We start from the raw sequence: 14,067 nt of genomic DNA on the forward strand, positions 1-14,067 counted from the left end.
ATGTTATCTAAGTTTTTTATTCATCGCCCGATCTTTGCTGGTGTACTGGCAATCATAGTCATGGCTGTCGGTCTGTTTTCAATTCTAAAATTACCAGTGGAGCGTTATCCCGATATTGCACCGCCACGAATAACTGTTGCGGCAAATTATAGTGGTGCAGATGCACAAGCAGTTGAAGACAGTGTTACTCAAGTTTTAGAACAACAAATTAAAGGCATTGATCATCTGTTGTATTTCAATTCCAGCAGTGATGCCAGTGGGAATAGCCGAATCAGTCTGTTCTTTGATCAAGGTACGGATCCAGATCAAGCACAGGTTCAGGTGCAAAATGCGATTAATGGCGCGATCAACCGTTTACCAGAAGATGTGCAACGACAAGGCGTCAATGTCCGCAAGTCGCTGAGCGATTCATTTATGGTGATTGGTCTGGGAGATAAATCAGGGCGTTCAACCAATTTAGATATTTCAGATTATTTAACCAATAATTTTGAGCTGAATCTCAGTCGAATCGAAGGCATTGGCGAGGTCAGTGTGTTTGGGTCGCAATATGCCATGCGTATTTGGCTCGATCCACAACGCCTAGAACGTTATCAATTACAAGTGAGTGATGTGCGCTCTGCCTTGGAAAACCAGAATGCACAGGTAGCAGCAGGTGCGATTGGGGATTTACCTGCCGCTCAAGATCAATATTTAAATGCCAAAGTCACATCGGGTTCTTTATTACGAACACCAGAACAGTTTGAAAATATCATTGTTAAAGCCAATACAGATGGCAGCTTTGTTTACTTAAAAGATATCGCTCGTGTCGAAGTCGGTGCTGAAAATTATCAGGTGTTTAACCGTCTAAATGGTTATCCTGCATCGGGGCTTTCACTGTCCTTGACGGTTGGGGCCAATGTGATGCAAGTTGCTGATGCAGTGTATAAGGAAGTGGCACGCTTAGAAAAAGCGCTACCTGAAGGCTATTTTGTGGTCTATCCACGAGATGATACGCCTTTCGTAAAAGAGTCGATGTCGCAAGTGGTATCAACCTTGATTGAAGCGATTGGTCTGGTGGTCTTGGTAATGTTTATCTTCCTGCAAAACTGGCGGGCTACTTTAATTCCCGCGGTTACCGTGCCGGTGGTGATTCTTGGAACTTTTGCTGTCTTAGCGGTTTTGGGGATGAGCATCAATACCCTGACTTTGTTTGCGATGGTGTTGGCGATTGGTTTGTTGGTCGATGACGCGATCGTGGTGGTGGAGAATGTTGAACGGCTGATGCATGAACAGCAACTCAGTGCCAAGCAAGCCTCAATTCAGTCCATGCATGAGATCAGTGGGGCCTTGGTCGGGATTACTCTGGTACTGACCGCGGTGTTTATTCCGATGTCGTTCTTTAGTGGTGCAACAGGGATTATTTATCGCCAGTTCTCGATTACGCTTGTGGTCGCAATGGGACTTTCATTGCTGGTAGCTTTGATTCTAACTCCTGCGCTCTGTGCGATTTTATTGAAGCCTCAGCAGAAACAGGCACGTTGGGCGATCAAGTTCAATCAGAGTTTGGACTATATTAAAACGCGTTATCTCAATGTTTCACAAAAGGTCATCAATTTAAAAACCATTTCGCTATTGGGTATTGTGCTGCTGATTGCTAGTTTTATTTGGGTTTATCGTGATCTGCCAACCAGCTTTTTACCACAAGAAGATCAAGGCTTATTAGGCGTTCAATTCCGTTTACCGGAAGGGACACCAATGAGCAAGACCGAAGAAGTCGGAAAACAAATTTCAGATTATTTTCTTGAACATGAAAAGGCCAACCTGAACGGAGTGATGGTGATTCATGGGCGTAACTTTTCAGGAACAGGGCAGAATCTAGGGCAGGCTTTTGTTTCATTAAAACATTGGAATGATCGTAAAGGTTCAGAAAATAGCGCACAGCAAATTCGTGCGCGGGCAATGAAGTATTTTTCCCAAAATAATCAAGCGCGCATTATGGTGCTGATGCCTTCGGTGATTCGTGGGCTCGGGAACTCTGACAAAATGGAGTTTTGGCTACAGGATACCAAAGGCTTGGGTCGAGAAAGTTTATTGAACTCTTTCCGAAGTTTGCAGCAACAAGGGAATGCATTACCTTCGGTCGAAAACCTTGATAAAAAAGGCAATGATGATCAGGCCGTATTGAATATCAAGATTGATCATAAAGCTGCGATGATTCATGGTCTTAATGTCAGTGAAATTAACCGCACCCTCTCGACAGCGTGGAGTGGCAGCTATATCAATGACTTTATTGATCGTGGGCGTATTAAACGGGTCTATTTACAGGGTGATGCACCGTATCGTTCTAAGCCAGAGGACCTGAATTACTGGTATGTTAAAAATGCCAATGGGCAGATGGTACCCTTCTCGCAGTTTAGTCAGATTGCTTGGCAAGGTGCACCGCCGATGTTGGAGCGCTTTATGGGCTATCCTGCGATCAGTTTGGAAGCAGATGCAGCCAATGGCTTTAGTAGTGGGCAGGGGATGCAGGCTATTCGCGGTCTGGTGGATCAAATGCCTGATGTTGGTTTGGAATGGAGTGGATTGTCTTATCAAGAACAGGAATCCAGTAATCAGGCAATCTGGTTATATCTGGTGTCTGTAGCCTTTATTTTCCTCTGTCTTGCTGCGCTGTATGAAAGTTGGTCAATTCCTTCGGTGGTCATGGCCGCGATTCCACTTGGGATTGGAGGAACCATTCTATTTAGTTATTGGTTTGGTTTCGCCAATGATATCTACTTCCAGATTGCGCTGCTCACCACCATTGGCCTGTCTTGTAAGAATGCGATTTTGATGGTTGAGTTCGCAGCAAGTTTACAGCAGCAAGGCCGGACAGCACTGGAGGCTGCCTTACAGGCTGCGGGTCTCCGTCTCAGACCGATTTTGATGACCTCGATTGCATTTGGTGCAGGCGTGATTCCATTGATGTTCTCCAGTGGTGCGGGTGCATTGAGCCGACAAGCGATTGGCTATAGTGTGTTTGGTGGTGTGGTGTTTGGTACGATTCTGGTGCTGATCTTTATTCCATTTATGTATGTACTGGTCAGAACCTTGTTTAAGCCAAAAGTAAAAATTGAAACTGCTTAAGCGCAGTCAAAATCAATAGCAGATATGAATAATTCGTTCTTCTAATAAAGGTTCGAATTGTTCATTTTTGTTGTCTAAGTTGAGAATATAAAAAAATATTTGTAGTATTGCCCTGCCGTATAAGCGGCCTAATGAGGTTTGATTCCCTAAATGGACACGCAGAGTTGTAGTTTATTTCAAATTACACATTTTTATATTAATCAAAATCTGAATGAAGTTTTCTATTCGATCGTAAAATAATACGCTGCGTTTAGTCCTTCATTGCAGATACTTTGTAGTGAAGAGGCAGACATGAGCTACAATAATTTTTTGTATTTATTAAACGACGCACTTAAAAATAATCATATTGAACTTGCACTTGCATCGGTTGAAACCTTTCAGGCGGTGGATATTGCAGATGTATTGACGCAACTCTCGGCTGAACAAAGTCAATTGCTGCTGACGCATTTACCTGATCGTGCCTATGTCTTTTCCTATCTTCCCCCCAGCGAACAGGTCAAACTGGCCCAAGCCATGCCCAGAAATGTCTTGGCTGAAATAATTGGTGAAATGTCATCGGACAAACGTGCTGACGTATTCAAATGTTTGGATGAAGAACAACAAAATGCACTATTACCAGCCCTAGCACAGGCGGAGAGAGAAGATATCCGCCAACTGTCATCTTATTTAGAGGGCACGGCAGGGGCGATCATGAGTTCCGAATATGCGACTTTAAAACCGAATATGATGGTTAATGATGCAATTAAAATGTTGCGTCTTGAAGCGCCTGATACTGAAATGATCTATTTTGCTTATGTGCTGGATGAAGCACGTAAAATTCTCGGGGTTGTATCTTTAAAGCAATTGATACTTGCGCCTGAAGAGCAAAATATTAATGAGTTGATGGAGACCAATGTCCTCACTGCTTATGTGGATACCGACCAAGATGAAGTCGCAAAAACCATTGCCCGTTATGACTTGCTTGCATTGCCGATTATTGATCATCAACAGATGATGGTCGGGATTGTGACCTATGACGATGCAATGGATGTGGCCAGCGAAGAGGCAACAGAAGACTTCTTAAAAGTCGGTGCGGTCAATGCATCCTCTAAGCTGAGTATTAAATCAGCACCGATTCTACAACTCTATCAGAAACGGGTATTTTGGTTGGTCTTTCTCGTGTTTGGTAGTTTGCTGTCGGGGATCGGTATTGCTCACTATGAAGATGTGATTGCGAAAAATCTGGTATTGGTGTTCTTTTTACCGTTATTGGTGGGTAGTGGCGGGAATGCTGGATCTCAATCTTCGACCTTGATGGTGCGTGCTTTAGCAACTGGCGATGTGCAATTCAAAGACTGGTTTCATTTGTTAGGGCGGGAAAGCTTAGTGGCATTATGTTTAGGTGGCACCATGGCGGTTGCCGTGTCATTACTGGGTTATTTCCGTGGCGATGAAATGGTGGCCTTGGTACTGGCGCTGAGTATGATGGGCATTGTACTGATGGGCTGTCTGATTGGTATGAGCTTGCCGTTTATCTTAAATAAGGCTGGGCTTGACCCTGCCAGTGCTTCTGCGCCGTTGGTCACCTCAATTTGTGATGCGACAGGGGTATTGGTGTATTTATTTATCGCCTCAATGATTTTATTCTGAGTCGTAATAATAATTGTACCGACAAAAGTTAAAAACTACTTTATTCTCAAGCATAAACATCGTTTTAGGTTGTGTGAATGACAGGTTCAAAAGAACAAAAAAAATTAACTCAGCAGCAAGCGATCGCTGTAGAGCGTGATTTAGCCAAGTTTGCCAACACCATGGATAGTTTGGTTCGGATTCCGTTTACCAAACAGGGGGTCGGGGCCGATGCTGCATTGAGTACCATTCCTTTTGCGGGCGATATCGCGGGTTTTGTATTGACGCTATACGCCTTTAAAAAAGCCAGAGAGGTGGGCGTACCACAACATAAACTCAAGGGGGTGGTCAAGCTGGCAATTATGGATATGCTGGTCGGATTTGTCCCCATTGTCGGCACGGTATTCGATGTCTTTATTCGTCCAAGTCGAAGAACTTTGGAAATCGTACATGCGCATATTCGTGAGGAGTATCAGGTGCACAGTGATATTCATGTGGTGCACCCATTCTTACATGAATCACTGGAACAAAAGCAGAAGACTTCAGCTTTCTGGCGTAATCCAGTTGTCAGCTGGATTTGGTTAAGAATCCCCGATTTATTGGGAATTGCAGTCCTTATGTTATTGGTTATCGCGGTTTGGGCAGGCTTCAGTTATCTGTGGCAGTTTTATCAATCTTTTCAAGCCCACTAGATTTTAAGCAAAAATAAAGCCTCCGTGATGGAGGCTTTACTGTTTATCTGATACTGATTATTGAACATTTAATTGCTGTAATGCAGCAACACGTTGTTCGATGGTTGGGTGAGTTTGGAATAAAGCAGCTAAGCTAAAGCCTTGTTCCTTACCTTCCGCAATCGCAAATGCTTTCATTTCTTTCGGCATTTGATCTGGCATTTCTGATTCTGCTTGTAAACGAAGTAAAGCTGAGATCATCGCTTGTTTACCTGCTAAACGTGCGCCGGCTTCGTCTGCGCGATATTCACGTTGACGAGAGAACCACATCACAATGGCAGAGGCCATAATACCGAATACGATGTCGAGTACGATGGTAATGGCAAAATAAGCAAGACCAGGTGCTTCACCTTCTTCACGACCAAACACATTGCGGTCAATAAAGTCACCTGCAATACGAGCAAAGAACATTACAAAGGCGTTCACTACACCTTGAATCAATGCAAGGGTCACCATGTCGCCGTTGGCAACGTGACCAATTTCGTGTGCGAGTACTGCACGAAGTTCATCTTTGTTCATGCGCTCAAGTAGACCTGTTGAAACAGCTACCAGTGCGTCATTTTTATTCCAACCTGTCGCAAATGCATTGGATTGGTAAGAAGGGAAAATACCGACTTCAGGCATTTTAATACCTGCACGTTGCGATAATTGCGCGACTTCTTGTAATAACCAAGCTTCTGCTTGACTACGAGGTGCATTTGGGTCGATTAATTCAGTTCCAGTGGTTTTTTTTGCCATCCACTTCGACATGAATAAGGAAATTAAAGAACCCACCATACCAAAGACGAAACAGATGACTAGTAGGTTGCCTAGATTCAAGCCACCCGCGCCATGGTAACTACCGACACCGAAGAGTGACAAGATAATGCCAGCTACAACCAGTACCGCGAGGTTGGTTAGCAAGAACAAACCAATCCGCATCATTGAGAAAACCCTCTTATAAAGAAAAAGTGATCTGATTTATAAATTATAAATCATAACGCTAATATGCAGGGCGAATTGTAAAAATTCAAGCAAAAAGTGGGCGCAGATACATTTAGCCTATAAAACGATGAATTGGCTATGAAACAGTGACTTAAATGAAATTTTGTCTAAAAAATATCAGGCAAAATCATTCTGTGAGAATCGCTGGCCTGAATTGTCAATCACTGAGGCGTATTCTGGCAGAAGCAGTGGCATTGGTGGTGGTATATGTCCCTGATGGTGCATCGGTAAAGGTACCATCGGCAAGGGTAATAATTTGGCGATTATATTGTCTTGGGGCAGGAGTGGTTTCAACAGCTTCGTTGGCTGGGGCTGTGTAATTTGCAGATTGGGTCAATACTTGGGCATTCGTCGCTGAGCTGTTGGAATTATTGAGGGAGTTGCCTAAGCCAGAGGCGTAAAGATTCTGATAACGGCTGGTCACACGACGCACATAATCTTGGGTTTCACGAAATGGCGGAATACCACCATATTTATCGACATTGCCTTCACCTGCATTATAGGCAGCAATCGCAAGTCGGGTATCGCCATTAAAGCGCTTGATTAGCCAACTCAGATAACGTGCACCTGCAAAGATATTTTGTTGTGGGTCATAGGCATTATTTACATTAAAGCGGCGTGCTGTGGCAGGCATCAATTGCATCAGGCCCTGAGCACCTACAGGTGAGCGTGCATTGATATTAAACCCAGATTCAGTATGCATCACGGCTTTAATCAATCCTTCGGAAACACCATGTTGTTGTGCAGCTTGGCGAATTAGATGATCAAAAGCATTTTTATTGCGACTATAGCTTGGGAGTACAGAGGCTTCACTGGCGCCCCAGTTGCTATAACTATGGATATTACTGTCGGGATAATAAGTGGCTTTAATCACTTTTAAATGACTGTATTCGGCTTTTTTCTTATTGGTGAGCAGGGTAGTGCCATTATTGTCTTTAAATTGGTAAATGGTCTGCCCCGCATAACTTGAGGTTATGCCATTAAAAAAACCGATTGTCCCCAAGCAAAGGGTAAAAAAATACGTTGTTTTGTTCATCGTTATAATATTCACAAAAGGATGAGCATAAGTTCTTCACAGCAGTTTAACAAAAAAAAGTAAAAAAAGAACTTTGGCTACAATTTTTTTATTTTTGGCTGTCGGACAAAAATCAAGTCTTTTTGCTCGAATGTTCAGCAAAAAAAATTAAAATATTTTTTTTAAAAACCAAGTCTTGACTTATGTAACTAGTTGATTTTATTTTAATAAAATGATTGGTTAAAAAATGATCAATCTAATGGGAAGCCTTATTTTAAGATAAAAACAGTTTGTCAATAGCGAAGAAATCCACAAATTTATCCACAGCTTTTGTGGACAACTGTGGAAAAGTTTGAAATATAAGCAATCTAGGCCAATTTGATATTTTTTGATCAGAATTTTACCAGTATGAAACTGAAATATGACGATTGAAAGAAATTGAAAAATTCTTTAGATGCGCATTTTTTCGGAATGAGATAAAATCTTGCGGTATTTTTGTTTATGAGTAAATCACGTCTATGTACGCGCCAGTGGAGTCCAATCAAGGATTTAATTTCAAGCCAGAACTTCCGACAAGTTCAGCGTATTATCGTCTATTGAAAAAGCTTCGTCGTCAGGTTGGGCATGCAATTCGTGATTACAACATGATCGAAGAGGGCGATAAAGTCATGGTCTGCGTGTCTGGTGGTAAAGACAGCTATACCTTGCTCGATATCTTGTTGCAGTTTAAACGTATTGCACCGATCAATTTTGATATCGTTGCGGTGAATCTTGACCAGAAACAACCAGGATTCCCAGAAGATGTATTGCCACGCTATATGGAAGAAAACAATATTCCGTATTACATTCTGGAAAAAGACACCTATACCATTACCAAACGTTTAACCCCAGAAGGTAAAACCTATTGTGCAGTGTGCTCACGCCTACGCCGTGGTTCGCTATATGGCTTTGCACAAGAGATTGGCGCAACCAAGGTTGCATTAGGTCATCACCGTGATGACATTATGGCAACCTTCTTTTTGAATTTATTCCATGGTGGTAGCTTAAAGGCAATGCCGCCAAAATTACTTTCTTCAGATAAAAAGAATATTTTGATTCGTCCTTTGGCTTATGTCGAAGAAAAAGACATTATCAAATATGCTGAATTACGTCAGTTCCCGATTATTCCGTGTAACTTATGTGGTTCACAAGAAAATCTACAGCGTGCCATTATTAATGATATGTTGCGTGAATGGGATAAACAGCATCCTAAGCGTTTACACAGTATTTTTGGTGCCTTACAGAATGTTTCTCCATCGCAATTGGCGGATCGTGAGCTATTCGATTTTGAAGCATTGGATGGTCAACGTGAATTTGACATGAAAGATCCAGAAGAGCTGAAAAATCGTTTGGATGTGGTGAATCTGAGTTTTGCTGCTGAGTAAAGTGTAAAATTTTTTTTAAAAGGTACTGCTTAAGTACCTTTTTTTTATAAAAAATTTAAAAATTGAATCACGCGTACAAAAAATCATAGCCTAAATTAAAAATTACATGCTATAACAGGGCACAAGCAAATTGCTTCATGAGATGTCGTCTGGATAGATGGCACAAGAAATTGAACAAATACATTTGAGGAATAATCATGGCTGCATTTTTAACTGATGATTGGTTTGCAACTGTTGAAAAACTGACTGCTGAAGCTGGTGATTTAAACTTACCACCAGCACTTGCGAATTTAGCGATTAACTTGGTTGTAACAGATGCAGCAGGTAATACTGAATTGGCTTTAGATGCAGGTAAAATCCAAAAAGGTTTATCTTCAAATGCTAAAACAACTTTGAACATGGATGCTGAGACTTTACGTAAAGTATTCTTAGAGTTTGACATGGCTGCTGCAATGCAAGCATTCATGACAGGTAAAATCAAAGTACAAGGCGATATGTCACAACTTATGGCTTTACAAACAGCCAAGCCAAGCCAAGAACAAAAAGATTTATTTAAGAAAGTACTTGAGCAAACAGCTTAATTACTGTTGCCATAAAAAAAGCTTACCCAGTGGTAAGCTTTTTTTATCTCTATTTAGACATCAATACGGCTATTGGTTTTGAGGTGTTCTAAATAAGTACGGATACGCGTTACATATTGTACCGCTTGCTTATAGCGACCATTTCGCGCTTGGTTGCGCTGTAAATAGTCATATAAGTTGACCCATTGATTCGGGTCTTTGCCTTGTGCACGAATACGTTTTTGAATCTGGCTGACTGCGCCAGGTCCCATATTATAAGCCACTAAGGCATACCAGTTACGATCTGGATAAGGCACATTGCCAAATTGATCTAGCATCAGATCAAAATATTTCGCACCACCTTGAATACTTTGCAGAGGATCTGAGCGGTTGCTCACGCCCATTGCTTTGGCTGTACTATTGGTCAACATCATTAAACCGCGAACACCAGTGGGAGAAACTGAGCTTGGTTTAAGATAAGACTCTTGATAGCCAATTGCTGCGAGTAAGTGCCAATCTAAATTGTATTTAGACGCGCTTTGTTTAAAGCTGGCCTTATAAATCGGTAAGCGTTGTTTCAAATCTCTTTGAATGGTTGACCACGACTCTGGTTTAACCACATTGCGGTTATAGAACGAGGCCAATTGCTGGGTCATACCCGATTGCTTACTTTGACAGATAAAACCACTTGCGGTGAGAGTAAGTGGATCATCTGCTTGTTTAAACACCCAGTTTAACTGAGGATTTAAACCATTTTTGCTCAAACTTGCTTGGTCACCACAACTTGCTGAAAATGAAACCAGTTGTTTACTTTCAATTGCAGCCAGGTTGGCCGTGGTCATCGCGATATTCGCTTTACCTTGTGCAACCCATTTCAATGCCGTGGCATTGTCGGGAACCGTTTTAAAATCGAGCTTTACATTTAAACTTTGTGCGTATTTACGCGCTAAATCGTAACCAAAACCATGTAGGAATTCACCTTCTTTAAACACTGTTGTTGGGGTTTCAACCGCAACCACTGTTAAAATATTGGTGTTCACAATCGTGTTGTATTGATGTGATTTTTCAGCATTCAAGCTATTGAAAGGAAGGATGGCTACTCCTAAGGCTAAAGCTTGAAAAGGTCGTTTGGAAGATAAAGAGTTAAGGCTAGGCCTCGACCCAGAACTTGAATTACTGTGCATGTTGTCTCCGCTACAGATAATTTATGCCCAAAAAGTTCAGCAAAACACTGCCTTAACTTTTAAAAGTTGATAAATTCAATAAGGGGTGGGCAAATCATGAACGTCATTCAAAATGACATTGATTAAAGGGAAAAATGATGCAAATGTTTCACAACATTTACAAAGTGTATAAAAAATAAACAAAAACAAACTTAGGGGCGCATATTAAGCGGCAAATCCAAGAATGTCAAATTTTGCACAATAAAAAACTGAGAGTTGCATCACAAACCTATGATTTGGAAAAGAATAAAATTTATACACTTTAGTGGTGGCGAAATAAGGAATACAATGCAAAAACTTGTAAATGGACTGTTGTATTAACGTATTTGGGCTTATGAAATCGAATTTAATTACGCGTACTGGACATGACTTATTGGTCGCTGAGCTCAAAAAGCTTTGGCATGATGAGCGTCCTGAGATCACCAAGAAAGTGAATTGGGCGGCAAGCCTCGGTGATCGATCAGAAAATGCAGATTACCAATATAATAAACAAATACTTAGAAAGATTGATCGACGTGTTCGTTATTTAGGAAAGCGTTTAGAAGAATTAAAGATTGTTGATTATGTACCAGAGCAAGAGGGTAAGGTCTACTTTGGCGCTTGGGTTGAAATTGAAAATGATGCGGGTGAGCAAAAAAAATTGCGTTTGGTGGGGGTTGATGAAATCTATGATCATCATCCGCAACATATTTCGATTGAGTCGCCTATGGCACGAGCTTTACTGGGTAAACAAGTCGATGATGAGGTTGAAGTGCATACGCCGTTGGGGAAAAAACTTTGGTATATCAACTCAATTCGCTATGAAAAACCTGAAAATGCTTAAAATTACAGAGTGTTGATTTTATTTTGAGCGGTTGATGCATTATTTTGAATAAAAGATTTGCCAAGTTGAACTTTTATTTATATGATAGCCGCCATTGGAAGCGTGGCAGAGCGGTTTAATGCACCGGTCTTGAAAACCGACGAGGGTGTGAGTCCTCCGTGAGTTCGAATCTCACCGCTTCCGCCAAATACGAAAAAGCCCTTATGAAAATAAGGGCTTTTTTATTTCTCTGTATTTTAGATTAACAACTTGGTTGCAATCGCCCACATCATCAGTCCAACAACAACATCTAGAATTCTCCACGAACTGGCTTTTTTAAACCAAGGCAATAAAACTCTTGCGCCATAACCTAGAGCGAAAAAGAAGATCCATGAGGAAAGGATGGTTCCAGCAGCAAACCAGTACAGATGGTCAGCAAACTGAACTGAAATTGAGCCGACCAGAATTACGGTGTCTAGATAGACATGTGGATTCAGCCATGTAAAGGCCAGACATAGTCCAATAATTTTAAACAGCGAGTCTTTTTCGATTTCACTGGGATTGAGTGATGAACTATTATTGATGGCTGAGTAAAAGTTTCTGAGCCCATACAAAAATAAAAAAGCAGCGCCAAAGTACTTGGCAATGGTGACGATCAAAGGGAAGTCAATCACGATTTTGGAAAAGCCCATGACCCCTAAATAAATCAAGATAGAATCCGAAAGTGCACAGATCAAACACACCCAAAAAACATGTTGTTGCTTTAAGCCTTGTTTTAGAACAAATGCATTCTGTGCGCCAATGGCTAAAATTAAAGAAAAGCCAATACCAAGCCCATAGAAAAATGCAGTCATATTTTGGTTCCTCAATCATATAGGATGGTCTGTGTTGGTCTTGGATGGAAAATAACGTGCAAATGCTTAGGCAAAGGCAGTCCGTCTAACGCTTAGATCAAGTGTTAGATGCTTTTTTTCCATTAAAAATTTACTGTTTGCTATTATCTTTTTTTATTTATAAAAGTCAGTAAAATTAAGATTGTTTTGGTTTGGCTAAATTTTTTTAAGGTTTAAAGGTAGGTGGGTGCAACAAAAAAGCTTAGGTATTGTTGTCCGAATTACCCCCCTTATTCTTCAATTATTGCCCTTATTTTAAGCATCGTTTTAGATCAAAATTAAAAACAATCGACACAGGAAGTGCTCGAGGAAATATCCAGATAAATATTTAAAAATAATGCAGTGAGTCAGGCATGGACCTCAATCATAATATTCATAATGAAAACAATCTGATGCTCAGCAAAACTCGAAAAGTGATTGCACTTGGTTTTGCCACACAAGGCCTTGGCTACGCGACCGTAATGACGGCACTCCCCACAATAAAAGGCCGATTCAGACTTTCAGATGATCAGTTATCGATAATTATTCTAGGGGTATGCATTGCTGCAGCACTCGGCTCAATTTTAGCTGATCGTATCGCGGTCAAACTTGGTTCACGACTTGCTGTTGTGATTGGTTTTATTTTTGAAGCCATAGGAATAGCAATTGCTGCATTGAGTCCCAATGTGATGGTCATGATTGCGAGTTTTTTGCTTTATGGACTTGGACTCGGTTGCTTAGATGCAGCACTGAATATGCAAGCCGTTATTATGGAACAACGGCTTAGTAAAAGTGTATTTGGTGGTTTTTTTTCATGTTATACCGCGGCTGCATTTTTAGGGGCATTGATTATGTCGGCCACTGTTTCAACGGCACTTGGAGCAACGACAGCATTATGCATTGCAATGGCGATTGCTTTTATCACCTCGCAACTCTCTAGACACTGCTTATTTCAGCAAAAACAATCCTCAGACATACATCAGCAAGAGAAAGCAGCGATTCCATATCAACAACTTCTTATTTTTGGGCTGATTATTCTGATTGTGTTTACAGTTGATTCTGCAATCAGTACATGGAGTTCAATTTACCTCAAAGATGTTTTGGCAAGCTCGGCAACGGTTGCTCCTTTAGGTTATGCAGCCTATCAAATTGGAATCTTACTCACACGTTTAAGTCTTGATTATTTGCTGCAATTTAAAACAGCGGCGTGGGTTGCTTTACTCACGCTCCTGATTGGAGCATTCGGGTGTGTATTGTCTGGAATCAGTCATTCATTAATGACTGTTATTTTGGGTTTTGCATTGGCTGGTGTGGCTGTAGGCGCTTTGGTTCCACTGACCTATTCTGCTGTGGGGCGTTTGGATGAAAGTCGACGCGATGAAATTATTGCTCGTGTTAATATTTTTAATTATGGCGGTGCAGTAGCGGGTGCGGTCATCGTGGGGTTGTTAGCAACACCTTTTGGTTATGCACCGTCCTTTATCGGTTTAGGATTTGCCTTACTCAGTATTATTTATTTGAGAAAAAGGCTGGTTTGATCTAGATCAAATGACCAAGGTATTTTGCGCTGGTCATGATTGGAAAGGAAAATTAACCATGATTTTGGAAAAATCTGTGGCACCAAGCTCAATCAGAAGCACCTGAAGGTATGCTTCTGATTTATTCCCTAAAAGAATAGACGGTTTTTTTAATAGAAAACTGATTGGTTTATGATCATCTTTTTTTATTTTGAAAAGTCAGTAA

11 protein-coding genes and 1 tRNA gene are annotated in these 14,067 nt (G+C 41.1%); 8 read left to right on the forward strand and 4 right to left on the reverse strand.

Annotated features, from left to right (window positions below):
- From NDN13_RS18965 to NDN13_RS18975, 3 genes are all read left to right on the forward strand, one after another.
- Entirely contained in the window at window positions 1–3,105 is a 3,105-nt protein-coding gene (locus tag NDN13_RS18965; protein ID WP_251116553.1) for an efflux RND transporter permease subunit, read from the forward strand.
- Window positions 3,106–3,396: 291 nt separating this feature from the next.
- Window positions 3,397–4,734 carry a magnesium transporter gene (mgtE, locus tag NDN13_RS18970; protein WP_251116554.1) on the forward strand — a complete coding sequence of 446 codons (1,338 nt, stop codon included), beginning with the start codon at window positions 3,397–3,399 and terminating at the stop codon, window positions 4,732–4,734.
- 77 nt (window positions 4,735–4,811) lie between these two features.
- Entirely contained in the window at window positions 4,812–5,405 is a 594-nt protein-coding gene (locus NDN13_RS18975; RefSeq protein ID WP_251116555.1) for a DUF4112 domain-containing protein, read from the forward strand.
- Between the two features lie 57 nt (window positions 5,406–5,462).
- Here the strand turns inward: NDN13_RS18975 and htpX are convergent, their stop codons facing one another.
- The gene (gene htpX / locus NDN13_RS18980) at window positions 5,463–6,368 is read right to left on the reverse strand and encodes a protease HtpX (RefSeq protein ID WP_016543056.1); all 906 of its coding nucleotides are present in this window, start codon (window positions 6,366–6,368) and stop codon (window positions 5,463–5,465) included.
- A 217-nt stretch (window positions 6,369–6,585) separates the two neighbouring features.
- Window positions 6,586–7,464, reverse strand: a complete 879-nt coding sequence (locus NDN13_RS18985; protein ID WP_251116556.1) for a lytic transglycosylase domain-containing protein — start codon at window positions 7,462–7,464, stop codon at window positions 6,586–6,588.
- Between the two features lie 497 nt (window positions 7,465–7,961).
- Here NDN13_RS18985 and ttcA point away from each other — a divergent pair, with 497 nt between their 5' ends.
- Together ttcA and NDN13_RS18995 are read left to right on the forward strand one after the other, a co-directional pair.
- Window positions 7,962–8,867 carry a tRNA 2-thiocytidine(32) synthetase TtcA gene (ttcA, locus tag NDN13_RS18990; protein ID WP_251116557.1) on the forward strand — a complete coding sequence of 302 codons (906 nt, stop codon included), beginning with the start codon at window positions 7,962–7,964 and terminating at the stop codon, window positions 8,865–8,867.
- Between the two features lie 197 nt (window positions 8,868–9,064).
- Window positions 9,065–9,448 carry an SCP2 sterol-binding domain-containing protein gene (locus tag NDN13_RS18995; RefSeq protein ID WP_004651955.1) on the forward strand — a complete coding sequence of 128 codons (384 nt, stop codon included), beginning with the start codon at window positions 9,065–9,067 and terminating at the stop codon, window positions 9,446–9,448.
- Window positions 9,449–9,501: 53 nt separating this feature from the next.
- Here NDN13_RS18995 and NDN13_RS19000 read toward each other — a convergent pair whose 3' ends face one another.
- Window positions 9,502–10,611 (reverse strand): MltF family protein, encoded by a 1,110-nt coding sequence (locus NDN13_RS19000; RefSeq protein WP_016660197.1) that lies wholly within the window; start codon window positions 10,609–10,611, stop codon window positions 9,502–9,504.
- 373 nt (window positions 10,612–10,984) lie between these two features.
- On the opposite strand from NDN13_RS19000, the gene greB reads away from it, so the two are divergent.
- Both greB and NDN13_RS19010 read left to right on the forward strand, forming a co-directional pair.
- Window positions 10,985–11,473 (forward strand): transcription elongation factor GreB, encoded by a 489-nt coding sequence (greB, locus tag NDN13_RS19005; RefSeq protein ID WP_005202026.1) that lies wholly within the window; start codon window positions 10,985–10,987, stop codon window positions 11,471–11,473.
- Between the two features lie 96 nt (window positions 11,474–11,569).
- Window positions 11,570–11,659 (forward strand) — tRNA-Ser (locus NDN13_RS19010).
- A gap of 50 nt (window positions 11,660–11,709) precedes the next feature.
- On the opposite strand, the gene NDN13_RS19015 is transcribed toward NDN13_RS19010, so the two are convergent.
- A complete protein-coding gene (locus NDN13_RS19015) occupies window positions 11,710–12,306 on the reverse strand; it encodes a LysE/ArgO family amino acid transporter (protein WP_251116558.1) in 597 nt (198 codons plus the stop codon).
- Window positions 12,307–12,698: 392 nt separating this feature from the next.
- On the opposite strand from NDN13_RS19015, the gene NDN13_RS19020 reads away from it, so the two are divergent.
- Window positions 12,699–13,862, forward strand: a complete 1,164-nt coding sequence (locus NDN13_RS19020) for an MFS transporter (protein ID WP_251116559.1) — start codon at window positions 12,699–12,701, stop codon at window positions 13,860–13,862.
- The last annotated feature ends 205 nt before the right edge of the window (window positions 13,863–14,067 follow it).

The sequence above is a fragment of the Acinetobacter sp. C32I genome, from assembly GCF_023702715.1.
Taxonomy (GTDB): domain Bacteria; phylum Pseudomonadota; class Gammaproteobacteria; order Pseudomonadales; family Moraxellaceae; genus Acinetobacter.

Coding starts and splice junctions, on each gene's coding strand:
- NDN13_RS18975 (WP_251116555.1), top strand. CDS start 4,812: ATGACAGGTTCAAAAGAACAAAAAAAATTAACTCAGCAGCAAGCGATC.
- greB (WP_005202026.1), top strand. CDS start 10,985: ATGAAATCGAATTTAATTACGCGTACTGGACATGACTTATTGGTCGCT.
- NDN13_RS18985 (WP_251116556.1), bottom strand. CDS start 7,464: ATGAACAAAACAACGTATTTTTTTACCCTTTGCTTGGGGACAATCGGT.
- htpX (WP_016543056.1), bottom strand. CDS start 6,368: ATGATGCGGATTGGTTTGTTCTTGCTAACCAACCTCGCGGTACTGGTT.
- mgtE (WP_251116554.1), top strand. CDS start 3,397: ATGAGCTACAATAATTTTTTGTATTTATTAAACGACGCACTTAAAAAT.
- NDN13_RS18995 (WP_004651955.1), top strand. CDS start 9,065: ATGGCTGCATTTTTAACTGATGATTGGTTTGCAACTGTTGAAAAACTG.
- NDN13_RS18965 (WP_251116553.1), top strand. CDS start 1: ATGTTATCTAAGTTTTTTATTCATCGCCCGATCTTTGCTGGTGTACTG.
- ttcA (WP_251116557.1), top strand. CDS start 7,962: ATGTACGCGCCAGTGGAGTCCAATCAAGGATTTAATTTCAAGCCAGAA.
- NDN13_RS19015 (WP_251116558.1), bottom strand. CDS start 12,306: ATGACTGCATTTTTCTATGGGCTTGGTATTGGCTTTTCTTTAATTTTA.
- NDN13_RS19020 (WP_251116559.1), top strand. CDS start 12,699: ATGGACCTCAATCATAATATTCATAATGAAAACAATCTGATGCTCAGC.
- NDN13_RS19000 (WP_016660197.1), bottom strand. CDS start 10,611: ATGCACAGTAATTCAAGTTCTGGGTCGAGGCCTAGCCTTAACTCTTTA.